This window comes from Ectopseudomonas composti, from assembly GCF_900115475.1.
Lineage (GTDB): Bacteria > Pseudomonadota > Gammaproteobacteria > Pseudomonadales > Pseudomonadaceae > Aquipseudomonas > Aquipseudomonas composti.
This window is the reverse complement of sequence record NZ_FOWP01000001.1, coordinates 398,004-421,105: the sequence shown is the minus strand read 5'-3', so window position 1 is coordinate 421,105 and position 23,102 is coordinate 398,004. Positions and strand designations below refer to the sequence as shown.

The 23,102-nt window shown below is 62.9% G+C and carries 24 protein-coding genes; 17 read left to right on the top strand and 7 right to left on the bottom strand.

What is annotated here, in order from left to right:
- Positions 1–116 precede the first annotated feature (116 nt).
- Positions 117–1,205 (top strand): ferredoxin reductase, encoded by a 1,089-nt coding sequence (locus tag BM059_RS01900; RefSeq protein WP_074936338.1) that lies wholly within the window; start codon positions 117–119, stop codon positions 1,203–1,205.
- Entirely contained in the window at positions 1,202–2,284 is a 1,083-nt protein-coding gene (locus BM059_RS01895; RefSeq protein WP_074936336.1) for a fatty acid desaturase family protein, read from the top strand. Before BM059_RS01900 ends, BM059_RS01895 begins: the two co-directional genes overlap by 4 nt.
- Positions 2,285–2,374: 90 nt before the next feature.
- On the opposite strand, the gene BM059_RS01890 is transcribed toward BM059_RS01895, so the two are convergent.
- Complete coding sequence (locus tag BM059_RS01890) at positions 2,375–2,806, bottom strand: hypothetical protein (protein ID WP_074936335.1); 432 nt, start codon at positions 2,804–2,806, stop codon at positions 2,375–2,377.
- 273 nt (positions 2,807–3,079) lie between these two features.
- On the opposite strand from BM059_RS01890, the gene BM059_RS01885 reads away from it, so the two are divergent.
- The 8 genes from BM059_RS01885 (at position 3,080) to BM059_RS01850 (ending at position 12,467) form a co-directional block, all read left to right on the top strand.
- The gene (locus tag BM059_RS01885) at positions 3,080–3,979 is read left to right on the top strand and encodes an AEC family transporter (RefSeq protein ID WP_037005797.1); all 900 of its coding nucleotides are present in this window, start codon (positions 3,080–3,082) and stop codon (positions 3,977–3,979) included.
- 92 nt (positions 3,980–4,071) lie between these two features.
- On the top strand, positions 4,072–5,019 hold the full coding sequence (locus tag BM059_RS01880) for an alpha/beta fold hydrolase (RefSeq protein WP_074936333.1): 948 nt from the start codon (positions 4,072–4,074) through the stop codon (positions 5,017–5,019).
- 158 nt (positions 5,020–5,177) lie between these two features.
- Positions 5,178–5,684 (top strand): TRAP transporter small permease subunit, encoded by a 507-nt coding sequence (locus tag BM059_RS01875; RefSeq protein WP_037005793.1) that lies wholly within the window; start codon positions 5,178–5,180, stop codon positions 5,682–5,684.
- On the top strand, positions 5,684–7,009 hold the full coding sequence (locus BM059_RS01870; RefSeq protein WP_074936331.1) for a TRAP transporter large permease: 1,326 nt from the start codon (positions 5,684–5,686) through the stop codon (positions 7,007–7,009). The genes BM059_RS01875 and BM059_RS01870 overlap by 1 nt, the downstream gene beginning before the upstream one ends.
- Positions 7,010–7,136: 127 nt before the next feature.
- Positions 7,137–8,174 carry a TRAP transporter substrate-binding protein gene (locus BM059_RS01865; RefSeq protein WP_037005790.1) on the top strand — a complete coding sequence of 346 codons (1,038 nt, stop codon included), beginning with the start codon at positions 7,137–7,139 and terminating at the stop codon, positions 8,172–8,174.
- 253 nt (positions 8,175–8,427) lie between these two features.
- Complete coding sequence (locus tag BM059_RS01860; RefSeq protein WP_037005788.1) at positions 8,428–9,801, top strand: glutamine synthetase family protein; 1,374 nt, start codon at positions 8,428–8,430, stop codon at positions 9,799–9,801.
- Positions 9,802–9,900: 99 nt separating this feature from the next.
- Positions 9,901–11,289 (top strand): aldehyde dehydrogenase family protein, encoded by a 1,389-nt coding sequence (locus BM059_RS01855; RefSeq protein WP_074936329.1) that lies wholly within the window; start codon positions 9,901–9,903, stop codon positions 11,287–11,289.
- An 8-nt stretch (positions 11,290–11,297) separates the two neighbouring features.
- Complete coding sequence (locus BM059_RS01850; protein WP_074936327.1) at positions 11,298–12,467, top strand: iron-containing alcohol dehydrogenase; 1,170 nt, start codon at positions 11,298–11,300, stop codon at positions 12,465–12,467.
- Between the two features lie 78 nt (positions 12,468–12,545).
- Here the strand turns inward: BM059_RS01850 and BM059_RS01845 are convergent, their stop codons facing one another.
- The 6 genes from BM059_RS01845 to BM059_RS01820 form a co-directional block, all read right to left on the bottom strand.
- The gene (locus BM059_RS01845) at positions 12,546–12,974 is read right to left on the bottom strand and encodes a bleomycin resistance protein (protein ID WP_074936325.1); all 429 of its coding nucleotides are present in this window, start codon (positions 12,972–12,974) and stop codon (positions 12,546–12,548) included.
- A complete protein-coding gene (locus tag BM059_RS01840) occupies positions 12,971–13,504 on the bottom strand; it encodes a hypothetical protein (RefSeq protein ID WP_037005784.1) in 534 nt (177 codons plus the stop codon). Before BM059_RS01840 ends, BM059_RS01845 begins: the two co-directional genes overlap by 4 nt.
- Positions 13,505–13,675: 171 nt before the next feature.
- Entirely contained in the window at positions 13,676–14,941 is a 1,266-nt protein-coding gene (locus tag BM059_RS01835) for an Hsp70 family protein (protein WP_074936323.1), read from the bottom strand.
- 63 nt (positions 14,942–15,004) lie between these two features.
- Complete coding sequence (locus tag BM059_RS01830; RefSeq protein ID WP_037005781.1) at positions 15,005–15,982, bottom strand: lysylphosphatidylglycerol synthase transmembrane domain-containing protein; 978 nt, start codon at positions 15,980–15,982, stop codon at positions 15,005–15,007.
- 212 nt (positions 15,983–16,194) lie between these two features.
- Positions 16,195–16,632, bottom strand: coding sequence for a YqaA family protein (locus tag BM059_RS01825; RefSeq protein ID WP_074936322.1), 438 nt, complete (start codon positions 16,630–16,632; stop codon positions 16,195–16,197).
- Between the two features lie 33 nt (positions 16,633–16,665).
- Entirely contained in the window at positions 16,666–17,394 is a 729-nt protein-coding gene (locus BM059_RS01820) for a VC0807 family protein (RefSeq protein WP_074936320.1), read from the bottom strand.
- Between the two features lie 166 nt (positions 17,395–17,560).
- On the opposite strand from BM059_RS01820, the gene BM059_RS01815 reads away from it, so the two are divergent.
- From BM059_RS01815 to BM059_RS01785, 7 genes are all read left to right on the top strand, one after another.
- Positions 17,561–18,484: a substrate-binding domain-containing protein gene (locus tag BM059_RS01815; protein WP_037005778.1), complete on the top strand. Its 924-nt coding sequence runs from the start codon at positions 17,561–17,563 to the stop codon at positions 18,482–18,484.
- A gap of 79 nt (positions 18,485–18,563) precedes the next feature.
- On the top strand, positions 18,564–19,337 hold the full coding sequence (locus BM059_RS01810; protein WP_074936319.1) for a substrate-binding periplasmic protein: 774 nt from the start codon (positions 18,564–18,566) through the stop codon (positions 19,335–19,337).
- Between the two features lie 53 nt (positions 19,338–19,390).
- On the top strand, positions 19,391–20,146 hold the full coding sequence (locus BM059_RS01805) for a substrate-binding periplasmic protein (RefSeq protein ID WP_074936317.1): 756 nt from the start codon (positions 19,391–19,393) through the stop codon (positions 20,144–20,146).
- 53 nt (positions 20,147–20,199) lie between these two features.
- Entirely contained in the window at positions 20,200–21,201 is a 1,002-nt protein-coding gene (locus BM059_RS01800) for a type II secretion system F family protein (RefSeq protein ID WP_074936316.1), read from the top strand.
- Between the two features lie 137 nt (positions 21,202–21,338).
- On the top strand, positions 21,339–22,202 hold the full coding sequence (locus tag BM059_RS01795) for an isocitrate lyase/PEP mutase family protein (RefSeq protein ID WP_037005858.1): 864 nt from the start codon (positions 21,339–21,341) through the stop codon (positions 22,200–22,202).
- A 76-nt stretch (positions 22,203–22,278) separates the two neighbouring features.
- Positions 22,279–22,545: a DksA/TraR family C4-type zinc finger protein gene (locus tag BM059_RS01790; protein WP_037005771.1), complete on the top strand. Its 267-nt coding sequence runs from the start codon at positions 22,279–22,281 to the stop codon at positions 22,543–22,545.
- Between the two features lie 75 nt (positions 22,546–22,620).
- Positions 22,621–23,064 carry a hemerythrin domain-containing protein gene (locus BM059_RS01785; RefSeq protein ID WP_074936314.1) on the top strand — a complete coding sequence of 148 codons (444 nt, stop codon included), beginning with the start codon at positions 22,621–22,623 and terminating at the stop codon, positions 23,062–23,064.
- The last annotated feature ends 38 nt before the right edge of the window (positions 23,065–23,102 follow it).

Here is a 23,102-nt window from a genome sequence, read left to right as displayed (position 1 = left end):
CTAGCAAATGCACGGCGTCAGCGTCGAACCGCACTGGCTTATCTCAGTGAACGACTGTTGACTGGAATGCAGGGCTTCTGTCAGCCTTGTGAACAACTGTTCACTGGAATGTTCCGATGGCTGTGTTTTCCCTATCACTGGCGCGGCAGACCGCCGGATGCCTGCAGCCGCTGCGCCGGCTCTGTGCGTCTGGCTGGCTGCGCGAGTCGGATGTCGATCTGTGCCTGCGCTTGCTGCATCCGACACTACGCCTAAATCGCGTGTTCGCTCAGGTCGAGGCGCGCCGCTGGGTCGCCGAAGACATGCTGGCGCTGCAGCTGCGCTGCAATGGCAATGCGCGTGCCTGGCGGGCCGGACAGCATGTTCAGCTGTATCTAGAGCAGGACGGTGTGCGCCATGGACGCAGCTACAGCCTCACGTCCGTGACGGCCGATGGGCACATCGAAGTTGCGATAAAGCGCCAGCCGGGAGGGCGTCTCTCCAACCTGCTGCTCGATCATCTTGAGGTCGGTCAGGTGATCGAGCTGGGCCAGGCATATGGCGAGTTCGTCTGGCCGAAAAGGCACGACGCCGTGCTGTTGCTGGCGGCTGGCAGCGGCATCACGCCCTTGCTCGGTCTGCTGCGTGATGCACTGGCGCGTGGCTTCGCTGCGCCGGTGACGCTGCTGCATCAGGTACGTCGCCAGGGGCAGCAGGCTTTTGCCGAAGAGCTGCAGGCATTGGCAGCGTGCTACGCCAACTTCCAGGTTCATTGGGCCTTCAGTGGCGAGCCCAGCGGCCGCCTTTCTGCCAACCACCTGGCGGCGCTGCCGGGCGATCACCTGCTGGTATGCGGCCCGCGCGGCTTCGTCGACAAGGCGTGCGGCTGGTGGCGCGACGCCGGGCGTGGGGCCAGTCTGCAAGCGGAAAGCTTCAGCCCACTACCGGTACTGACACAGGAGCAGGCAACGCAGGTGCGTCTGAGCTTCGTCCGCAGCCACCAGCAGGTGATGGGCAACGGCAACGCCAGCCTGCTGGAACAGGCCGAAGCCAGTGGTTTGCGCCCGGCTCATGGTTGTCGTCAGGGCATCTGCACCAGCTGTACCTGCCTGCTGCTGGCTGGCACGGTGCGTGATCTGCGCAGCGGAGCGTTATTTGCCGAACCTGGGCAGCCGATTCGTTTATGCGTCAGCGCTCCGCATGGGGATGTGGAGATCGACCTGTGACTGCGCGCCTTGATCGAGAACTGGACCCCACCGAGCTGGAGGCCTTCGGCCAGGAGCTGGATGCCCTGCGTCAGCGAACCCTGGCCGACCTGGGTGAGGCCGACGCGCGTTATATCCGTCGTGTGCGCGCTGTTGTGCGCCTGTGCTGCTGGAGTGGTCGTGCGCTGTTGATGCTTGGCTGGTTCCCGCCGACCTGGCTGCTGGGCACCTTGCTGTTGGGCCTGGGCAAGATCCTCGAGAACATGGAGCTGGGCCACAACGTGATGCACGGCCAGTATGACTGGATGAACGATCCGGAATTTGCCGGTCGGCAATATGAGTGGGATATCGCCGGCCCTGCCGATTTCTGGCGGCATACGCATAACCATGTGCATCACACCTACACCAACGTGCTGGGCATGGATGATGATGTTGGCTACGGTGTGGTGCGCCTGTTCCCGGAGCAGCGTTGGAAACCCTTCTATCGTTGGCAGCCGCTGTGGGTGACGATCCAGGCGCTGCTGTTCCAGTACGCCGTGGCCATCCAGCATTTGCGTCTGGACAAGCTGGTGAAAGGCCGCATCAGCAAGGAGGAAGTACGACCACTGGCACGGCAGTTCGGCGCCAAGCTGGTGCAGCAATGGGGCAAGGATTATCTGGTGTTCCCTGTGCTGGCGTTGTTGCTCGGAGCCAACGCGTTGGCCGTGTTGACCGGCAATGTGGTGGCCAACCTGCTGCGTAATCTGTGGACCTTTCTGGTGATCTTCTGCGGTCATTTCACCGAAAAGGCGGCGGTTTTTGCGCCCGAGGTACTGGAGGGAGAAACGCGCGGGCACTGGTACCTGCGTCAGCTGCGCGGTTCGAGCAACCTGTCCGGTGGACCGGTGCTGCACATCCTCACCGGTAACCTCAGCCATCAGATCGAACATCACCTGTTCCCGGATCTACCAGCACGGCGCTATGCGGAGCTGGCACGCGAGGTGCGCCTGATCGCCCGGCGGTACGGCCAGCACTACAACTGCGGCAGCCTGTGGGGGCAGTTCTCCACTGTGTTGCGGCGTATCTGGATCTACCGTTTGCCGGTTGTTGGGAGGGTATGAGTCGAGACCTGCAGGAATGCGCTCGATTGAGCACCTCGCGGGCATGAAAAAGCCCGGCGTGCGCCGGGCTTTGGGGGGTTGCAATCACGCTTAGGCAGTGCGTCCACGTTGCTCGATCAGACGATCGGAACCGCCTTCAGCAAGCTGTACGCGCTGAGCACCCGGAGTGCGCTCGTATCCGCCTTCTACCAGTTGGATACGCTGGCTGCCCGGAGTGCGGTCGGAACCGTCTTCGGCCAGTTGAATGCGCTGGGCGCCTGGAGTACGGTCGGAACCGTCTTCAGCCAGTTGAATGCGCTGGCTGCCCGGAGTGCGTTCGTATCCGCCTTCTACCAGTTGGATGCGACGAGCACCTGGGGTGCGTTCGGAGCCGTTCTCGGCCAGCGGTGCGATAGCTTGCTGTTGTGTTTGGTTGTCCTTAGCTTCACCCACCAGAGGGAAAGGGGCGCTGCTCGAAGCGGCGAGTACGCTGGTGGTGATCAGACTAAGGGTCAGGGCGGCGAGGGTCAGTTGGGTTTTCATGTCGATGTCTCCGTAGGGAGTAATAAGTGGCTACGGGATGAATTCTTGAGGACATGAGCGCAGATAAGAACTTGACTGGCCTGATAGTGAACATCGATTCCCTCAATACTTGAACGGCATGCTCTATCTCGGTGCTTCTGGCGGGGTGTTCAGCGCGGCGGCGAATGTTCCGCGAGGCATCGCGTGGGCTGTCGAGCACGCGTATGCTTGGCGACCCTCACGGGTCGAGCTCGATCCGTGCTCTTCAGCAGTTCCCCGGAGGCAGGCTCAGCAATGCTCGCGGCACAGGCAATTTTGCCGATCTTCGCTCTGATCGTTCTCGGCTATCTGCTCGGCTGGCGCCAGTGGCTCACCAATGAGTCGGCAGCCGGTCTGGCCAATATCACCTTCAAGCTGTTCATGCCGACGCTGTTGTTCGCCGGCATCGCCAAGGCATCGCTGGCTGAGGGCCTGTCGCCGATGCTGCTATTGGCCTATTACCTGCCGGTGCTGCTGGTGTTCGTCGTGGTCAACGCGCTGGCGCATTGGCGGCGTGGTACGGCGACGCCGCTGGGGTTGGTGGCGGCGTTCTCCAACAACGTGCTGGTCGGCATTCCGCTGATCGCCAGCCTGATGGGCAATGATGGCCTGCTCTACGTGTTCGCCATCCTGGTTTTCCACAGCCTTACGTTGTTTTCCCTGCACAGTTTCTATGCTGCCTTCGGTAGCCAGGAACGTGTCGACGGTCGCGCGCTGCTGAAGAACCTGGCCAACCCGATGATCATCGGACTGGGGCTGGGCGCCTTGCTCAACCTGTCTGGGCTGCCGGTGCCGGAAAGCCTGTGGCGGGCAATCACCTGGCTGGGTCAGGCTGCACTGCCTTGCGCGCTGATCGTGCTCGGCGCCAGCCTGTCGCGCTATCGCCTGCGTCCTACTGGCGAGGCCTGGGGCGTGGCATTGGCCAAGCTGGTGCTTTTCCCTGCGCTGGTGTGGTGGCTCAGCGGCCAGCTACCTGGTCTCAACGAGACCGCGCGCAGTGTGTTGGTGCTGCTCGCGGCCTGCCCTAGCGGAGTCAACGTGATGGCCTTCGCGCGTAGTGCCGAAGACAGCCGTAGCGTCAGTGCGGCGATTTCCCTGTCCACGCTGCTGGCTGCCTTTTCCCTGCCGCTGTGGATGTTACTGGTGGGATTCTGAGCGCGCTTTGGGTGATTCCTTCTTCCGTGCGATAGGCACCTTCACTGAACCTGACTAGCATTCACCTTTGCGCTCAGTTCAGGACTGCATTGATGAAACGACTCGCCCGTGTGTTGTCCGGTGTGTTGCTGGTCCTCGCTTTCGCCATCACTGTCTTCGTCATACTCAGTTGGGCACCGGATCGTTCCCTCGATGATCTCAAGGCGCGCTGGGCGCCGTCGCCTTCCGAGTTCATTGACATCGATGGCCTGTCGATACATCTGCGTGACCAGGGTCGGCGCGATGACCCCGAACCCATTCTGCTGCTGCACGGCACCTCCGCCAGCCTGCATACCTGGGAAGGTTGGGTGGAAGAGCTGGCCAAGCAGCGTCGTGTGATCAGCCTGGACCTGCCTGGCTTCGGCCTGACCGGGCCGTTTCCCGATAACGATTACCGTGTCGAGCACTACACGCATTTCCTCCTGGCTCTACTCGATCATCTGCAGGTCAACCGAGTGGTGCTGGTTGGCAACAGTTTTGGCGGCCAGTTGGCCTGGCGCTTTGCCTTGGCATATCCCGAGCGCTGTGCACGGTTGGTGCTGGTGGATGCTGCCGGCTATCCGCGCAATGCCGAGTCGGTACCCATAGGCTTTCGTCTGGCGGGCATTCCGGCCCTGGCACCATTGATGAGCCGGCTATTGCCACGAAGCATGATCGAGTCGAGTGTGCGCAACGTTTATGGCAATCCAGACAAGGTCGACGACGAATTGGTCGAGCGCTACTACCAACTGACCTTGCGTGCCGGCAATCGTCAGGCCTTGCGCCAGCGCTTCGTTCAGGCGCCCAGTGGCGAGCTGCACCAGCGCATCGGCGAGCTCGAATTACCCACGCTGATCATCTGGGGCGGGCGGGATCGGCTGATTCCTCCAGACAATGCCGAGCGCTTCGCCCGTGATATCGAGGGCAGCCAGTTGGTGCTATTCGATGACCTTGGTCATGTGCCTCAGGAAGAGGACCCGCAGCGCACCGTTGCGGTGCTTGCTGGTTTCCTGGCGCGCTGAGGCTCTAGCCCGGCACTTTTCAAACCTTTGATTTTGTTCGATGAAAGCGCTTGCCGTTAGCGGCTGGCGCGCCTCCTGCCGTGGCTCGGCGGGGCAGTTGGCTTTGGCGAATCTTCGTCTAGGCTGACGGGATAACAAACAAAACAGCAGGAAACTGCATGCGCAACGGCATTAGAGCTTTCGTGCGGGTCGTGGATGCATTCAACCTGAGGGTTGGGCGTTTCGCCATGTACCTGATCTTCGCCATGCTGGCGGTCTTGCTGTACTCCTCCATCAGCAAGACCTTCTTCACACCCTCGCTATGGACCCTGGAAAGCGCCCAGTTCCTGATGGTCGCCTACTTCCTGCTCGGCGGCGCCTACTCCATGCAGCTCGACGCCCATGTGCGCATGGACCTGGCCTACAGCAACTGGTCGCCACGCACCCGAGCGGTGGTCGATGCGATCACTGTGTTCATGCTGATCTTCTATCTGGTGATGCTGTTGGTGGGCGGCATTTCCTCCACCCAGTACGCCATCGAATACAAGGAGACCAGCTACTCGGCCTGGTCGCCCTACATGGCGCCAATCAAGATCGTCATGTGCCTGGGCATCGTCATGATGTTGCTGCAGGCGGTTGCCGCGTTCTTCAGGGACCTGTACGCCGCCCGTGGGGAGACGCTCTGATGAGCTACGAGCTGATCGCGTTGCTGATGTTCTCCTCGATGATGTTGCTGCTGTTGACCGGGAAACGGGTGTTCGGCGCCATCGGCTTCGTCGCCGCGGCGGCTGCCCTGTTGCTGTGGGGCGATGGCGGTTCGGAAATGGCCTTCAGCGCGGCCATGAAACTGATGAAGTGGTACCCGCTGCTGACCCTGCCGATGTTCGTGTTCATGGGTTACATGCTCTCCGAGTCGGGCATCGCCGAAGACCTCTACAAGATGTTCCATGTCTGGATGGGACCGCTGCCGGGTGGCCTGGCCATCGGCACCATCTTCCTCATGGTGGCGATCTCGGCGATGAACGGCCTGAGCGTCGCCGGCATGGCCATTGGCGCCAGTATTGCCTTGCCCGAGTTGCTGCGGCGAGGCTATGACAAGATCATGATCACCGGAGTGATCCAGGCCGGCAGCTCGCTGGGCATTCTGATTCCGCCCAGCGTGGTGCTGGTGCTCTACGGCATGATCGCGCGCCAACCGGTGGGCCAGTTGTGGCTGGCCGGGGCGGTTCCGGGCTTGATGATGGCCGGTATGTTCATGCTCTACATCGCCATTCGCTGCCGCCTGCAACCGCAGCTCGGCCCGGCCCTGCCACAGGCCGAGCGCGAGCAGATCAGCCGGCAGGAGAAGCTGCGCCTGCTCAGCGCCGGGCTGGTGCCGGTGTTCATCTTCCTGTCGATGACCGGACTGTTTCTGATGGGTTACACCAGCCTGGTGGAAAGCTCGGCGGTCGGCGCGGCGGCAGCAACCCTGGCAGCGCTGTTCAAGCGGCGCCTGAGCGGCAAGGTGATGGAAGAGACGCTGCGCAAGACGCTCGCCATCAGCTGCATGTTCATGTGGATCATTCTCGCCGCGTTGTGCTTCGGTGCGGTGTTCGACGGGCTCGGTGCGGTCAGGGCCATCGAAGGCTTCTTCGTCGACAGCCTGCACCTGGGGCCTTGGCAGATCCTCATCCTGATGCAGATCTCGTTCATCGTGATGGGCATGTTCCTCGACGACACCGCCATGCTGGTGATCGTCGCGCCGCTCTACATCCCGCTGGTCGGCGCCCTGGGCTTCGACCTCATCTGGTACGGCGTGCTCTACACCATCACCTGCCAGATCGCCTACATGACTCCGCCGTTCGGCTACAACCTGTTCCTCATGCGCGCGATGGCGCCGCCCGAAGTGACCCTTCGTGACATCTACGTCTCGGTCATACCTTTCGTCTTTATCATGGTCCTGGCGCTGACCCTGGTCATGGTCTTCCCGCAGCTGGCGCTGTGGTTGCCGCAACTGCATTACGGCGGCTGATCAACGGAAATCGGCGCGTATGCGCGCCAGCAGTCGAGCCGGTTCGTCCGGTCACTGGTAAGGCCGTCGGTTGAGACGGCATTGAGCGGTTGTATTGCATCTGCATCGATATTATGGAGAGACCAGCATGAGTACGAGACGCGATTTCCTGAAAACCGCCGCGGTCGGCACCGCAGCCCTTGGCTCGGCGCATATCTACGCCGCCGAGCCGAAAAAGATCACCTGGCGATTGCAGACCTACGCCGGCGCGGCGCTGGCCGAACATGTGATCAAACCCTCGATCGATGCCTTCAACAAGGCGGCTAACGGCCAGATGGAGATTCAGCTGTACTTCGCCGACCAGCTTGTGCCCACTGGCGAGCTGTTTCGTGCGATGCAGCGCGGTACCATCGATGCGGTGCAGAGCGATGATGACTCCATCGCTGCGCCGGTGGATGTCTCGGTATTCGGCGGTTACTTCCCCTTTGCCACTCGCTACAGCCTGGATGTGCCGGTGCTGTTCGAGCAGTACGGGCTCAACGAGATCTGGGCCGAGGCCTACGGCGAGGTCAAAGGCGTGACCTGGCTCGGTGCAGGCGCCTGGGACCCTTGCCACTTCGCCACCGTGCAGCCGATTCGGAAACTCGATGATCTCAAGGGCAAGCGCATCTTCACCTTCCCCACGGCCGGCAAGTTCCTCTCGCGCTTTGGCGTGATTCCGGTAACCCTGCCCTGGGAGGACGTCGAAGTGGCGATCCAGACCGGCGAGCTGGACGGCATCGCCTGGTCCGGCATCACCGAGGACTACACCGTTGGTTGGGCCAACGTCACCAAGTACTTCCTGACCAACAACATCTCCGGCGCCTGGTGCGGCTCCTACTTCGCCAACTCGGACAAATGGGCGGAGGTGCCGGAGCACCTGAAGACCCTGTTCAAACTGTGCATGGACAGCTCCAACTACTACCGCCAGCACTGGTACTGGGGCGGTGAGGCGCAACTTCGCGTCGAAGGCGGCAAGCTGGAGCTGACCTCCATCCCCGCTGAAGAATGGGCCACGGTAGAAGCCGAGGCGCAGAAATTCTGGGACGAGATCGCCAAGACCAGCCCGCGCTGCGCCAAGGTGGTGGACATCTTCAAGAAGTACAACGCACTGATGGCCAAGGCCGGGGCGCCTTATCGCGGTTGAGGCCAGTTGAGCCAAGGCGCCCGTATCGAGCGGTACGGGCGCGGCTTTATCCCGCGCGATATTGCGCCATCCAGATTTTTCCCTGCGCCGCCCTGCCATCCCGGCAATCCTGTACCACACTCTATGAGCCTGAAACGGACGCTGTCACAAGCGTCGTGCTGCGCTCGTGCGTCGTCGGCCTTGCCTGGCCGGTCATGGATGCCCAGCCCTTCGCTGAACCCGTTGGCCATAACAACAAGACACAGGGGTTAGCATGTTCAAACCACGGGATGTAAAGACCCTGGGCGACGCACGGCGCATCGTCGAGGAGCGTGGCCTGAGCCACGTGAAGGTCGGCCTGTTCGATAACGACGGAGTGATGCGCGGCAAGTACATGAGCCGCAGCAAGTTCTTCTCCGCCCTCGAGCACGGCTTCGCCTTCTGCGATGTGGTACTCGGCTGGGACGTCAAGGACCAGCTCTACGACAACGCCCAGTACACCGGCTGGCACAGCGGCTACCCGGACGCGCCGGTGCGCATCCTGCCGCACACCTGCCGCGAGATTCCCTTCGAGAATGGCATGCTGCTGTTTCTCGCTGAATTCGACCTGCAGGCCGAGGCAGTGTGCCCGCGCGGCACGCTGCGCAGGGTGATCCAGCGTTGTCAGGACATGGGCTTCGAGCCTTATGCGGCGCTGGAGTACGAATTCTTCATGTTTGACGAGACGCCGGAATCGGCGCGGGCCAAGGGCTTTCGCGACCTCAAGCCGTTCACCCCTGACTGGTTCGGCTATTCGATGATCCGCAACTCGGTGCATGCCGAGCTCTATCACAAGATTCTCGAAATGGGCGAGGCGATGGACTTTCCCATCGAGGGCCTGCACACCGAGACCGGCCCCGGCGTACTCGAAGCGGCCATCGCCTACGACCATGCCGAAGCCGCGGCGGACAAAGGCGCGCTGTTCAAGACTTTCATGAAAGTACTGGCCCAGCGCAACGGCCTGATGGCCACTTTCATGGCCAAGTGGTCCGGCAAGTATCCGGGGCAGAGCGGCCACATCCACGTGTCGCTGCGTGATCGCAAGACGGACAAGTCCGCGTTCTACGACTCCAGTCAGGCACACAACATGAGCAAGCTGCAGCGGCATTTTCTCGCCGGGCAGCAGCGCCTGATGCCGGAATTTCTGTGCATGGTGGCACCGACCCTGAACAGTTATCGCCGCCTTATTCCCGGCTTCTGGGCGCCGACCGACGCCACCTGGGGCGTGGAGAACCGCACCGCAGCGCTGCGGGTGATTCCTGGCAGCGACAAGTCGCAGCGCCAGGAGTATCGCCTTGGCGCTGCCGACGGCAACCCGTTCCTGGCGCTCTCGGTAGCCATCGGTTCGGGCTTGTACGGCGTGATGCAGGAGTGGGAGCCAACCGCGCCGGTCAGCGGCAACGCCTATGCGGTCAAGCATCCCGAGGAACTGGCCCTGCCGCGTACGCTGTGGGACGCCGCGCAGCGCCTGAAGGGCTCGCAGGCCGCCCGCGAGCTGTTCGGCGATGCCTTCGTCGAGCACTTCGCCGCCAGTCGTGAATGGGAAGAGCGTGAGTACCGGCGCCATGTCAGCGACTGGGAGCTGGACCGCTACTTCGAAATCATCTGAGCGCTCCCCTCTCCCCAACCCACTCCCCGGAGGGGAGAGGGGGCCGAGCGCGGTACGCGATCCACCGAGTGGGTCGCGATTCCTCTTACGGAGCACCTTATGAGCAAGCTGCAATGCATTTCCCCCATCGACGGCTCGGTCTACGTCGAGCGTCATCTGGCGTCAAATCCCGAGGTTCTGGTGGCGCTGGCCAAGGCCGAGCTGGCGCAGCAGGCCTGGAAGCAGACGCCGCTGCGCGAGCGTATCGCCATCGGCCGGCGTGCCATCGAAATCTTCGCCGCGCGTGAGGCGCAGCTGGCCGAAGAGCTGTGCTGGATGATGGGCAGGCCGATTCGTTACGCCGCTGGCGAAATTCGTGGCTTCGTCGAGCGCGCCAGCTACATGGCGGATATCGCCGAGGGCTCGCTGGCCGATATCCGTCTGCCGGACAAGGCCGGCTTCACCCGTTTCATTCGTCGCGAACCGCTGGGACTGGCGTTGATCATCGCGCCCTGGAACTACCCCTACCTGACCGCCGTCAACGCGGTGATGCCGGCGCTGCTGGCAGGCAACGTGGTGCTGCTCAAGCACTCGGCGCAGACGCCGCTGTGCGCCGAACGCATGGTCGAGGCCTTCGTCGAGGCAGGCCTGCCCGAAGGTGTGTTCCAGTACCTGCACCTGAACCATGGCGAGACTGAAGCATTGATTCGTTCGCCGAGCATCGACCATGTGGCCTTCACCGGTTCGGTGCCGGGCGGAGCCATGGTCGAGCGCGCTGCTGCCGGGCGCTTCATCAGTGTTGGGCTCGAACTGGGTGGCAAGGACCCGGCCTACGTCCGCGCCGACGCCGATCTGCAGCACGCGGTGGAAACTGCCATCGACGGCGCCTTTTTCAACTCCGGGCAATCGTGCTGCGGTATCGAGCGCATCTACGTGCACGCGTCATTGTTCGATGAGTTCGTCGAGCGCGCGGTGGCGCTGGTGCGCCAGTACAAGCTGGGGCGTTCGGATGATCCGCAGACTACCCTGGGGCCGCTGGTGCGCAGCGACGCCGCCGACTTCGTCCGCGCCCAGGTCGCCGAGGCGGTTGCGCAGGGCGCCAAGGCGCATATCGACCCGGCCGAGTTCCCCCTCGATGCGCCGGGTACGCCCTACCTGGCGCCACAGGTGTTGACCAACGTCAGCCATGAAATGCGCGTGATGACCGAAGAATCCTTCGGCCCGGTGGTGGGCATTCAGAAGGTCGCCAGCGACGAGGAAGCGCTGGCGCTGATGAACGACAGCGAGTTCGGCCTGACCGCGGCGATCTTCAGTTGCGACGTCGACGCCGCTATGGCCCTGGCCGACCGGGTCGAGGCCGGCACGGTGTTTCTCAACCGCTGCGACTATCTCGACCCCGGCCTGGCCTGGACCGGGGTCAAGCACTCCGGGCGCGGCTGCACCCTGTCGCGGGTTGGCTACGAGCAATTGACCCGGCCGAAATCCTTCCACTTCAAGACTCAGCTGTGAGGCGCGCCATGATTCTCGATCAGTACCGCATGAACTGGAACTACCCGACCTCGATGCGCGTCGGTGTCGGCCGTATTGCCGAGCTGGCCGAGGCCTGTCGTCAGCTCGGCATGCGCGCACCGCTGCTGTGCACCGACCCCGGCCTGGCGGCGTTGCCAATGATCGACGCTGCGCTGCGCCAGTGCCGTGATGCCGGCCTGAAAGCCGGGTTGTTCTCGGCGATCAAGGGCAACCCCACCGGCAGCAACGTGATGGACGGGGTTGCCGCGTTCAAGGCCGGTGACCATGACGGCGTGATTGCCTTCGGCGGCGGCTCGGCGCTGGATGCCGGCAAGGCCATCGCCCTGATGGTCGGTCAGGATCGGCCACTGTGGGATTTCGAGGACGTTGGTGATAACGCCAGCCGGGTCAATGTCGCCGGCATGGCGCCGGTGGTGGCGGTGCCGACCACCGCCGGCACCGGCTCGGAAGTGGGGCGCGCGTCGGTTATCACTGATGATGCGGCGCATATCAAACGCATCATCTTCCATGCGCGCATGCTGCCTGCGCTGGTGATTCTCGACCCTGAACTGACTGTCGGCCTGCCGGCGAAAATCACTGCTGCTACTGGCATGGACGCCCTGTCGCACAGCCTCGAAGCCTACTGCTCGCCGCTGTTCCACCCCATGGCCGAAGGCATCGCCCTGGAGGGCATGCGGATGGTGCAGCAGTATCTGCCGCGTGCTGTGGCGCAAGGCAATGACGTCGAGGCGCGGCTACAGATGCTGGTGGCTTCGAGCATGGGCGCCACCGCCTTCCAGCGTGGCCTCGGTGCGATGCATGCGCTGGCACATCCGCTGGGCGCGCTTTACGACGCCCATCACGGCCTGCTCAACGCGGTGTTGATGCCTTATGTACTGGTTGCCAATCGCGCCGTGATCGAGCCGCAGATGGAGAAGATGGCGCGCTATCTAGCCTTGCCGGGCGGAGGTTTCGATGCGGTGCTGGAGTGGGTGTTGGCGCTACGCAGCGAGGTAGGCATCGCCCACAGCCTGAGCGAGATCGGTATCGACGATGCACGTATCGAGCAGGTCGGGCGTATGGCCGAGGTCGACCCATCGGCCGGCACCAACCCCATTGCTTACACGGCTGCGCAGTACAGCGCGTTGTTCGAGAAAGCACTGAGTGGGGCCTTGTAGCCCGGATGTAATCCGGGAGTGGTTGGCCTACGTTGCCTCGGATTTCATCCGGGCTACGGGGCTGAGCCATGGCGTGCGTCAGCGTTCAAGGATCTGGCTGAAACGCAGCAGGTAACCATCCGGGTCCTGAACCATCAGCTGGCGCACCCTGACTGCGCTGTCGCCAGTGCGATAGTCCACGGTCTCCGGCGGCAGTCGCAGCGGCACGTCATGTGCGAGCAGTGCCTGATACAGCGGCTGCAGATCGGCCACGTCGATCTGCAGATTGATACCGCGTCCCAGCGGACGGTCCAGTGGCAGGACAGTCCAGGGATCGTCGGGTTGCTGGTTCTGCTCTATCTGCTCCAGCATCAACGCTGCTTCGCCTAGCGCGATGGCGACAAAGCCATCTTCGGGGCGCTGATAGAGCAGGCTGAAACCCAGCACCTGCTGGTAGAACGCCAGACTGGCCAGCAGATCACTGACCTGCAGCTCGGGCGTCAGGGGCGGCAGGCGCGTGCCACTCATGCCTGATCCTGCTCCGCCTGCAAGGCCTCCAGCGCTGGCGCGGCATAGATGCCGACTTCCACCGCCAGCTCCATCACCCGCGGCAAATCGCTGGCGTACACCAGCACTGCCTGCAGTTCGTCGTCCAGCGGTTCGCTGAAGTCCAGCAGCACGTAGCCGCCGGTTTCCGCTGACAGCGCCGAGAGCTGAACCTGGATGCGGTTGAGCGCCTTGAGCGGTTCGGTCTTGGCCAGTTGCTTGGGCTTGAGCACGAACTGCACCTGCGGGCCGAAGGATTCGGTGATGCGCTGGAACAGCTCCTCAAAGCTGTCGGCCTGGAACAGCACGGTGTCCGGCAGGCTGCCGACCACCACCCACTCGCCGAGGGGAATGGGGAATTCGTCGTCGTAGTTGACGTCCGGGTTGGCGGCGAGGAAAGCGGCCGGATCGGCATAGGCCTGTGCGGCTTCGTCAGCGATACGGGCGATCTCGTCCTCGGCCAGGCAGCCGGAGCTTATCTTGGCGATCAGTTCTTCCAGCTGGGCTTTCATCGTGCGGTTCCTCAAAGTTAAAAAGTGAGCTGTAAGCAAAGCCTGCGTATGTAGAGGTCTTGCGAGCTAGAGTCCTGCAAGGAAAAAACAGGCGAGAAAGCGGAGTGTACTTTTGTACATGAGCATTTCGAGCCTGTTTTTAACGCAGCAGGGCCGACGCGCAGCAGACCGTTAGCCGTAACGCTTCTTGGCTTCGATGGCCAGGCCGCTACCGATGCTGCCGAAGGTGTTGCCTTCCACACTGCGGGCGTTGGGCAGCATGGCCGCCACGCTCTGGCGCAGCGCCGGTACGCCACTGGAACCACCGGTGAAGAACAGCGTATCGACCTGATCTGCAGCGACGCCGGCATCGGCGAGCAATTGTGTGAGGCTGGCGCGAATGCGTTCGAGCAGCGGCTCGATGGCATTTTCGAGCAAGGTGCGGGTCAGCTCAGCGACCAGGCCCGGTTCGACGCGTGACAGGTCGATGGGGCGCGCATCCTGATCACTCAGGGCGATCTTGCTTTCTTCCACCTGCATCGCCAGCCAGTGTCCGGCGCGTTGTTCGATCAGGCCGAACAGGCGGTCGATGCCAGTGGCGTCGACGATGTCGTAGCGCATGTTCTGCAGGGCCAGCTGGGTCTTCTGCGCATACAGCGCGTTGATGGTGTGCCAGGTGGCCAGGTTGAGGTGGTAGCTGGTGGGCATGAAGGCGTCGCTCTTCATCCGGCAGCCGTAGCCGAACAGCGGCATCACCCCGGCCAGCGACAGCTGTTTGTCGAAGTCGGTGCCGCCGATGTGCACGCCGCCGGTAGCGAGAATATCGCCCTGGCGTTCGGCCAGGTGGTGACGCTCGGGTGCCAGGCGTACCAGGGAGAAGTCCGAGGTACCACCGCCGATGTCGACGATCAGCACCAGTTCCTCACGGCCCAGGCTCGACTCGTAGTCGAAGGCGGCGGCGATGGGTTCGTACTGGAACGACACGTCCTTGAACCCGAGCTTGTGCGCCACGGCGACCAGGGTGTTCTGCGCCTCCTGATCGGCAACCGGGTCGTCGTCGACGAAGAACACCGGGCGGCCCAGTACCACTTCCTCGAAAGGGCGCTCGGCCTGGGCTTCGGCACGCTTCTTCAATTCGCCGATGAAGAAACCGAGCAGGTCCTTGAATGGCAGGGCACTTCCCAGCACGGCGGTTTCGCTCTTCAGCAGCTTGGAGCCGAGCAGGCTTTTCAGCGAGCGCATCAGGCGGCCTTCATAGCCTTCCAGGTACTCGTGCAGGGCCAGACGGCCGTAGACCGGACGGCGTTCCTCGGTATTGAAGAAAATCACCGAGGGCAGGGTGATCTTGCCGTCCTCCAGGGGCAGCAGGCTGTCCTGGCCGGGGCGAAGCCAGCCGACGGTGGAGTTCGAGGTGCCGAAGTCGATGCCGCAGGCGCGGGCAGGCGTAGAGAAGGACATGGAACGCAGGGCCGGAAAAAATGGCCGCGTATTCTATGCCAGTGTTGCGGTGGCGGCGAGCCGTCAGGACGGCAAGTCGAGGTTCTCGTCGCGTTTGTGCTTCCACTGCGTCCATTCGAAGCCCAGCACCACCAGCAGCGACAGCGCGAACGGCAGCAGCAGATAGAACGCCCGGAACACGATAAGCGCCGCCAGCACATCGGCAGCCGGGATCTCCGGTAGTGCGGCGAGGAAGGTCACTTCCAGCACGCCCAGGCCACCTGGCGCGTGGGACAGCAAGGCCAGGGAGAAGGACGCGAGGAATACGCCGAGCACCACCAGGTAGCCGGGATGATTGTCGGCCGGTAGGGCGAAATAGATGATCGCCGCGGCGCAGAGCAGTTCCAGTGGGCCAGCCAGTAGTTGGCGGCTGACGATGGGCAGGCGTGGATATTCCACGTGCAGCTTGCCCAGCGTCCAGGGTTTGAACTGGCGCCAGGAGCCCAACACGTAGAGGCCGACCAGGCACAGCAGGACGCTACCGATGACTACCGAGACCAGAGGAGTGACATTGGCGACGCGATGGATCAGGTCGGGTTGGGCGATCAGCACGCAGCCGCTGGCAAGCAGGGTGCCAAGGGCGAAGGTAAAAGAGCAGAAAACGATGAGAACGCCAATTTCCTGGGGCGTCAGGCCCTTGCTGCGATAGGCCCGGTAACGCACCACAGCACCTGAGAACACTGATGCGCCGATGTTGTGGGCCAGGGCGTAGGTGGTGAACGAGCACAGGGTGATGAAGCGCCAGGGGATCCGTTTGCCCAGGTGGGCGACAGCAATGCGGTCATACCAGGCCAGTGCCCAATAGGCGCCGAGCGTGGCTGTTGCGGCGAGCATCCAGTTCATGTGGGTGATGGCTTCGAGGCTGCCCTTGATCTCTTCGAAGGAGATGTTGCGCAGCTCGCGGTACAGCAGGAAGCCAGACAGCACCACGGCACTGAGTCCGATCAGCGTCCAGATCAGGTCGCTGCGCTTCAGTTTTGGTTTGGCTTCTACGACAGACACCGCTATTCCTCGCTCGCTAGGCCCCGAGGTAACGGGACCGCATGCCTCTCTTGGAGGCAGCTGTTCATCGGCCATCCGGCCATCGTGCAGCGGCCGGTGGCGGATCGTGCCCGCGCGGCGCGCTGCGAAGTATCAGGGAGGCGCAGTCTGTACTCAACTGCCAAGCACATCGGCACCTTCTCGTAGTTGTGTCAGCGATTGTCCTGTGACGTTCATATCCACGCCAGGGTCAGCGCTGCCAGCACCGCGTAGCGGCCGGCCTTGGCCAGGGTGACGATGAGCAGGAATATCCACAGACGCTCGCGCATCACGCCGGCAATCAGAGTCAGTGGGTCGCCAATCACCGGCATCCAGCTCAGCAGCAACGACCAGCGTCCGTAGCGCGCATACCAGGCTTGCGCCTGCTGCAGCCGAACCGGCGTGACGGGAAACCAGCGGCGTTCTCGGTAGTGCTCAATGGAGCGCCCCAGCAACCAGTTGACCCACGAACCCAGCACATTGCCCAGCGTGGCCACCAGCAGCAAGGCCCAGAGTGGATACTGGCCTGTCAGCAGCAGGGCGACCAGCACCGCTTCGGACTGCAGCGGCAACAGCGTCGCCGCGCCGAAGGCGGAGAGAAACAGGGCCGGATAGGCGGAAAGACCAAGCATGTTGAGCACGGCCGACCCGAAGGTCGGCGCTGATCAGGGCTGCGATTCCTGGCCGGTGTTGGCCATGATCTCTTCCAGGCTCAGCCCGGTCAGGCCGTGAATGGTTTTCCACAGGTAGTAGAAAATGGTCATCAGCATGATCATCGAGGGAATGGCGATCATCGGGTAGCTGAGCAGAGTCATGCGGCCGAGTTCGTCATTGAAGGCCTCGGTGCCCGCCGGGCTGACCACGATCCACTTGGCCAGCACGTAGTTCATGAACGAGGAAAAGAAGAAGGTGCCGCTGAGCCAGTAGGTCGCGCGCATCAGTCGCGTTTCGAAGTGTTCGACGTGGCCGCCTTGCTGCAGACGATCATGGATCTTGTCGACGTTGAGCACCGTCTTGTTGAACAGCAGCGTGCGGATCAACGGGTAGCGGGTGCGCGTTGACACCAGCACGGCAATGCCGATCAGGCCGGGGATCAGCGCTTCCTTGACCGCCAGCCACTGGGTATCGAGCTTGAGCAGGCCGATGCCGCCGGTCAGCGCGACGCTGATCAGGCCAAGCAGGGCGATGAAGTTGAATTTGCGGTACTTGATCAGTTCGAACGCGCCCCAGCCCAGCGGGAACGCCAGGGCCAGGATCAGCGCGCCATCGGCACCGAGGCGGTGCTCGCCACTGAGCTTCATCAGGATGAACGAGGGAATCAGGATGCTGATGGCCAGGTCGATCAGCGGGCGGGGCTTGTGCGTCGGGTTACGGCTGTCAGTAGTGGCGGTCATGGTAGCTGGAGTCTGCGTAGGAAACCCGATGATCGCCTGCCCGGCGCGTCAGAGCTAGCCCGACTGTCGGTTTTGAATGTGAAAAAGTATGAGGCGACAGCTTGCCGACAGGAGTCGCGGTAGCGGAGGGCGATGCTAAAGTGATGGCAGGGGCTGGGAGTCGAATATGTCAAGAATAATCCCTGGCGTTTGCCTGTTGCTGAGTGTCGTCGCGCTTTCGTCAGGCACGGCCTGGGCGCGTGACTGCATTGGCCTGGTGCCGGCCGGTACGTCGTCCTTCTGGACTGAACTGGAGGCCGGGGCGAGGCGCACGGCCAAGGATCTGCAGGTGGAGCTCTATACCCGTGGTCCGGCCCAGGAAGGCAGCGTCGAGGTGCAGCTGCAGCTGATCGACCGGGCGGTTGCCCACGGCTGCAAGGCGTTGATCGTCGCCCCGGCTGGCGATGCCATCGATGTGCGAATCGCCGCGTTGCGCGCCGAAGGTATTCCCACCGTCTACGTTGACCGCGCGGTTGCGGGCGAGGGGGCTTATGCGTTGGTGGCGACCGACAACTTTCTCGCCGGCCAGTTGGCCGGGCAGCAACTGGCCGAGCGTCTGGGGCGGGGTGGTCGAGTCGGGGTATTGCGCTTGCGGCCGGGGCTGCAATCGACCGAGGAGCGTGAGCGTGGCTTTCTGCTGGCGGTGCAGGCTTTGGGCCTGCAGGTGGTGTTCGATACCTACCTGGGCGATGACCGCCAGCGCATCGTTGAGGCTTTGAAGCAGCAGTTGCCCAGGCTCGATGGTCTGTTCAGCCCCAATGGCAGCAGTACCCGAGCCACGCTGGCCGCGTTGCGCCAACTGGGCAAGGCCGGGACGTTGGACTTCGTCGGCTTCGATGGCGGCGAGCTGCTGTTCGACGCCGTGCGCGACGGGCAGATTCATGCCTTGTTGCTTCAGCAGCCACAGGCCATGGGCGATCATGCGGTGCGCCTGGTACATCGGGCCTTGAGTGGCGAACGTGCCATTTCTCGTTTGCAACTGTTGCTCGAACCACGGGTGCTGACTGCCAAGGAGTTGGCCGACACGACCGTGCCGCAGCAGCCTTGGTGATGGGTGGCGCAGGCGTTTATGATTCCCGGCCTGGCCGCCCTGAATTCGCTGTAGGGCGCGTTCTAGATGGTGGCGTGCAATGAACTTGAAGTCCCTGGTTGCAGCGCTGATGCTGTTCTGCTGTTTCTGTGTCGACGGGATGGCGGCCGATTTGCGGCTGTATACCGAGCATTATCGGCCGTTCAGCTATCTCGAGAACGGCAAGCCGAGTGGCATGGCCGTGGCGGTGGTCGAAGAGCTGATCCGTCGCACCGGAGAGTCGGCGCGTATCGAGCTGGTGCCCTGGACGCGCGGCTATCATCAGGTTCGGCACGAGGCCAACACGGCACTGTTTTCCACCGTGCGCACGGCGCAGCGCGAAGCCGAGTTCCAGTGGGTTGGTCCGATCGCTCGCGGCTATACGCGTTTCTACACCTTCAAGGATGCAGGTCTGCGCGTCGCCAGCCTCGACGACGTGCGGCGTCTTGGCACCCTGGCGATTCCCAAGCAGTGGTATAGCTATGAGCTGCTGACCGAGCAGGGCCTGGATAATCTGTATGGCGTGCCGACGCCGCAGGACATGCTGCGCATGTTTCGCCATGGCCGGGTCAAGCTGCTGCTGGCCAACAACCTGACCCTCGACGGTATGCTCGCCGAACAGGGTATGAACGCCGGGCAGCTGCAGGAACAGTTCGACTTGATGCCCAATGATTCCTACATCGCCTTTTCCCTGACGACCGATACAGCGCTGGTCGCACGTTGGCAGCAGGCGCTGCAGCAGATGCGTGACGATGGTGGCCTGGAGCGGATCTACCGCCATTGGTTTCCGTCGGCCGATGAGCGGGCGTTGGCCGATTTGCTGCGCAGCGAGTGAAGCGGCTGCACGGTGCTCCTCGGCTTGCTAGGCTGCAAGCGGGAGGGGCGGTGATGGGTAAGCGCGTTATTCGATGGTTCTGTTTCTTGCTGGTGGCGCTGTGTGTGCCGGCGCAGGCACAGCTGCGTCTGCTCACCGAGGATGCGCCACCGATGAGTTTCATGCGCGATGGCGAGCCCCGCGGCCTTTCCGTCGAGGTGGTCAGGGCCCTGCAGGCGCGCACCGGCGATAGTGGACAGATCGAGCTGATGCCCTGGACACGAGCGCTGCACCTGGCTCAGCAGGAGGAAGATATCGCACTGTTTTTCACTGTGCGTACCCCCGAGCGTGAGAACCGATTCCAGTGGGTCGGGCCCATCGTGGTCGGCACCACCAGCTTCTACTCGCTCAAGTCCCGTGAGCTCGTCATCGACACGTTGGAGCAGGCCGCGGCCAGCGGGCCTCTGGCATTGCCCAAGCAGTGGTACACCTACGAGACCCTCAGCGCGAAGGGCTTCAGCAACCTCTATGGCGTACCCAGCTCCAAGCAGATGATGACCATGCTCAAGCACGGTCGGGTCAATCTGATCGCCACCGAAGACCTGACCCTGGCCGGTGAGTTGGCCGCAGTCGACCTCAAGCCGCAGGATGTCAGGGCGCACGTTCCATTCATGCGTTCGGCCTACTACATCGCCTTCTCCCCACAGACTTCGGTGGTGCGTGTGGTGCGCTGGCAGCGCGCGTTGCAGCAGATGCACGAGGACGGCAGCCTCGCGGCCATTCTCAGGCGCTGGTTGCCGCATGCGCCGATGCCACCGGTGGAGCCGTAGCGCCTCGCGTGGCGACTGGTTAACCTGAGTGCTGCAATCCACCGAGTCCGATCATGTCGCGTCGTAACCTCACCCTCGATCTGCGCAGTCGTGCCGGCTTGTTCGCTCACCTTGGTGCGATGGAGCGGACCGGTGTGCCCATCGACCGGGCACTGGCCAGTCTCGACCTCGGCACGCGCCATCAGGCCGCTGTTAAGCGCTTGCGGCAGATGGTCGATGGCGGGCGCGATCTGGCGAGTTCCGGCCAGTTGAGTGGCGTGTTCACGCCACTGGAAAGTGGCTTGGTGCGCGCCGCGCAGGAGGCCGGTGCACTGGTGCACATTTACCAGCAACTGGCGCAGCGTTACGAGGAACAGGCGCGTCACGCGGCAGAGCTGAGGTCACGGCTATTGCTGCCGGCCGGTGTGTTGCTGCTGGCGCTGGCGGTCAAACCCTTGCCTGCCCTAGTCGCTGGCAGCCTGAGTGGCGCAGGTTACCTGGCCGCCGTGCTGCTGCCGGTGTTCTGGCTGTCGCTACTGCTGTTCGGCGTCCGGGCGCTGTGGCGGCGTTGGCAGCAGCGTCGGACCGACCAGCCAGGGCCACTCGACGATCTGCTGCTGGCGCTGCCGGTACTGGGCAGCCTGCAGCGGCGGGCGGATATACGTAATTTCTGCGACAGCCTCGGGCTGTTGCTGGAGGCCGGGATGCCGGTGCTCGACGCCTTGCCGCGCGCCTGCAATGCCGTGAGTAATGCGCGGTTGCGGCGGGATTTCGCCAACCTGGCGCCGCGCGTCGCCGCCGGACAATCACTTGTGCGGGCGTTCGATGGGCTGAGCTTTCATGGCAAGGCCATGCTCATCGGCGTACTCAATACCGGTGAAGCGACCGGCCGCCCAGGCGAAGCACTGCTGCGTTTCGCCCGGCTGCAAGCGCAGCAGCTGGCCGCGAGCCAACAGATGCTGGCGAGTTGGGCGCCGCGTCTGTTCTATCTGGCGGTCGCCGGCTGGATGGCATACGGCCTGCTGACGGGCGGCGGATTCTTCCCGGCGCTGCCGGCGGAGCTGGCTGGCCGATAAATTGCTGGTTATCGAGCACGGCGATCCGTTTGAAAGCTGGCAGCAAGTGCCTTGCGCTAGCATTCGTCACGTCTACGCCATTACTAAAAAGAGAAAGAAGCGATTCAACCGACTTTGGAATACGCCCCATGCCCATCCTGCAACGTGCATCCCACCATGAGCTACGCAGTGCCTTTCGTGCCCTGCTGGCTTCCGACCGCTGCTATCACACGGCTTCGGTCTTCGATCCCATGTCCGCCCGCATCGCCGCCGATCTCGACTTCGAGGTCGGCATTCTCGGTGGCTCCGTCGCTTCCCTGCAGGTGCTCGGTGCGCCTGACTTTGCCCTGATCACCCTCAGCGAATTCGTCGAGCAGGCCGCGCGCATCGGCCGCGTCTCGCGCCTGCCGGTGATCGCCGACGCCGACCACGGCTACGGCAATGCGCTCAACGTGATGCGCACCGTGGTCGAGCTGGAACGCGCCGGCGTCGCCGCGCTGACCATCGAAGACACGCTGCTGCCGGCGCAATTCGGCCGCAAGTCCACCGACCTGATCTCCATCGAGGAAGGCGTCGGCAAGATCCTCGCTGCGCTGGAGGCGCGCGTCGATCCGGATCTGGCGATCATCGCCCGGACCCATGCCGGCGTTCTGGAGGTGGACGAAGTGATTCGTCGCACCCGCGCCTACGAGGCCGCCGGCGCCGATGGCATCTGCCTGGTCGGGATCAAGGATTTCGCTCACCTCGAGCAGATATCCGCAGGCCTCAAGGTGCCGCTGATGCTGGTCACCTATGGCAACCCCGAGCTGCGCGATAACCAGCGCCTGGCGCGCCTCGGCGTGCGCATCGTGGTCAACGGCCATGCCGCCTACTTCGCTGCGATCAAGGCCACCTACGACTGTCTGCGCGAGCAGCGCGGCGCGCAGCCGTGCGACCTCAACGCCACCGAGCTGACCCACAAGTACACCATGCCCGAGGATTACATTCTCTGGGCCAAGGAGTTCATGGAAGTTCGCGAATAACCTTCCTCGACGACCAGCACTTGCACTTCGCATTGCCCGGGCGCATATCTGTCTGGAGAGTGCGAGGAGGTCGAGCATGGCAGGTGGTTGGGCAAGCGACGACGCGGTTCAGGAGCAGATCGACAGCAGCATCGAAGACGCCGTCGCGCGTGCCCGTAGCCAGTTGCCGAAAGGCGAGAGTTTGCGTCATTGCGAAGAGTGCGACGCGGTCATTCCCGAGGCTCGTCGTCAGGCGATTCACGGTGTGCGCCTGTGCGTCAACTGCCAAGCCGAGCACGACCGTGAGAACGCCGCGTTCACGGGTTACAACCGTCGGGGGAGTAAGGACAGCCAGCTACGTTGATGAGCCAGTACGGCACCTATCCATGATCTGACGGTCTAGTGCTACTACGACCGTGACTCAGGAAGAGGTGCCTGCATGACGATTTTCGAAGCCTTGCGCATCAGCCACAACATCCAGCGCGAGCTGGCGCAGAAGCTGATTGCCACTCAGGGCGACAGCTCCGAGCGCCACGCCTTGTTCTCTCAGCTCAAGCAGGAGCTGGCCGTACATTCAGTGGCCGAAGAACGCCATTTCTACATCCCCTTGATGCAGCAGGACGCAGGCGTGGATCTGTCGCGCCACGCGATTGCCGAGCATCACCAGATGGATGAAATGATCGAGGATCTGGAAGAAACCGACCCCAGCAGCCCGAGCTGGCTGGCGCAAGCCAAGGCGCTGGCGGAGAAGGTCGAGCATCACCTCAAGGAAGAAGAACGTACCTTCTTCCAGATGGCCGGCAAACTGCTTCGCGACAAGGAGAAGCAGCAATTGGCCGGCGACTATCTCAGCGCCTACGATGAGATGAAGCAGGCGTCCTGACAGATCAACGAGAGCCGGGCGTTATGCCCGGCCCTTGC

What these genes read in the sequence shown, in the direction of transcription:
- BM059_RS01815 (WP_037005778.1), top strand. Translation starts at nt 17,561, where the DNA reads ATGTCAAGAATAATCCCTGGCGTTTGCCTGTTGCTGAGTGTCGTCGCG.
- BM059_RS01790 (WP_037005771.1), top strand. Translation starts at nt 22,279, where the DNA reads ATGGCAGGTGGTTGGGCAAGCGACGACGCGGTTCAGGAGCAGATCGAC.
- BM059_RS01865 (WP_037005790.1), top strand. Translation starts at nt 7,137, where the DNA reads ATGAGTACGAGACGCGATTTCCTGAAAACCGCCGCGGTCGGCACCGCA.
- BM059_RS01840 (WP_037005784.1), bottom strand. Translation starts at nt 13,504, where the DNA reads ATGAAAGCCCAGCTGGAAGAACTGATCGCCAAGATAAGCTCCGGCTGC.
- BM059_RS01850 (WP_074936327.1), top strand. Translation starts at nt 11,298, where the DNA reads ATGATTCTCGATCAGTACCGCATGAACTGGAACTACCCGACCTCGATG.
- BM059_RS01885 (WP_037005797.1), top strand. Translation starts at nt 3,080, where the DNA reads ATGCTCGCGGCACAGGCAATTTTGCCGATCTTCGCTCTGATCGTTCTC.
- BM059_RS01880 (WP_074936333.1), top strand. Translation starts at nt 4,072, where the DNA reads ATGAAACGACTCGCCCGTGTGTTGTCCGGTGTGTTGCTGGTCCTCGCT.
- BM059_RS01890 (WP_074936335.1), bottom strand. Translation starts at nt 2,806, where the DNA reads ATGAAAACCCAACTGACCCTCGCCGCCCTGACCCTTAGTCTGATCACC.
- BM059_RS01810 (WP_074936319.1), top strand. Translation starts at nt 18,564, where the DNA reads ATGAACTTGAAGTCCCTGGTTGCAGCGCTGATGCTGTTCTGCTGTTTC.
- BM059_RS01800 (WP_074936316.1), top strand. Translation starts at nt 20,200, where the DNA reads ATGTCGCGTCGTAACCTCACCCTCGATCTGCGCAGTCGTGCCGGCTTG.
- BM059_RS01860 (WP_037005788.1), top strand. Translation starts at nt 8,428, where the DNA reads ATGTTCAAACCACGGGATGTAAAGACCCTGGGCGACGCACGGCGCATC.
- BM059_RS01900 (WP_074936338.1), top strand. Translation starts at nt 117, where the DNA reads ATGGCTGTGTTTTCCCTATCACTGGCGCGGCAGACCGCCGGATGCCTG.
- BM059_RS01835 (WP_074936323.1), bottom strand. Translation starts at nt 14,941, where the DNA reads ATGTCCTTCTCTACGCCTGCCCGCGCCTGCGGCATCGACTTCGGCACC.
- BM059_RS01820 (WP_074936320.1), bottom strand. Translation starts at nt 17,394, where the DNA reads ATGACCGCCACTACTGACAGCCGTAACCCGACGCACAAGCCCCGCCCG.
- BM059_RS01825 (WP_074936322.1), bottom strand. Translation starts at nt 16,632, where the DNA reads ATGCTTGGTCTTTCCGCCTATCCGGCCCTGTTTCTCTCCGCCTTCGGC.
- BM059_RS01870 (WP_074936331.1), top strand. Translation starts at nt 5,684, where the DNA reads ATGAGCTACGAGCTGATCGCGTTGCTGATGTTCTCCTCGATGATGTTG.
- BM059_RS01805 (WP_074936317.1), top strand. Translation starts at nt 19,391, where the DNA reads ATGGGTAAGCGCGTTATTCGATGGTTCTGTTTCTTGCTGGTGGCGCTG.
- BM059_RS01845 (WP_074936325.1), bottom strand. Translation starts at nt 12,974, where the DNA reads ATGAGTGGCACGCGCCTGCCGCCCCTGACGCCCGAGCTGCAGGTCAGT.
- BM059_RS01855 (WP_074936329.1), top strand. Translation starts at nt 9,901, where the DNA reads ATGAGCAAGCTGCAATGCATTTCCCCCATCGACGGCTCGGTCTACGTC.
- BM059_RS01785 (WP_074936314.1), top strand. Translation starts at nt 22,621, where the DNA reads ATGACGATTTTCGAAGCCTTGCGCATCAGCCACAACATCCAGCGCGAG.
- BM059_RS01875 (WP_037005793.1), top strand. Translation starts at nt 5,178, where the DNA reads ATGCGCAACGGCATTAGAGCTTTCGTGCGGGTCGTGGATGCATTCAAC.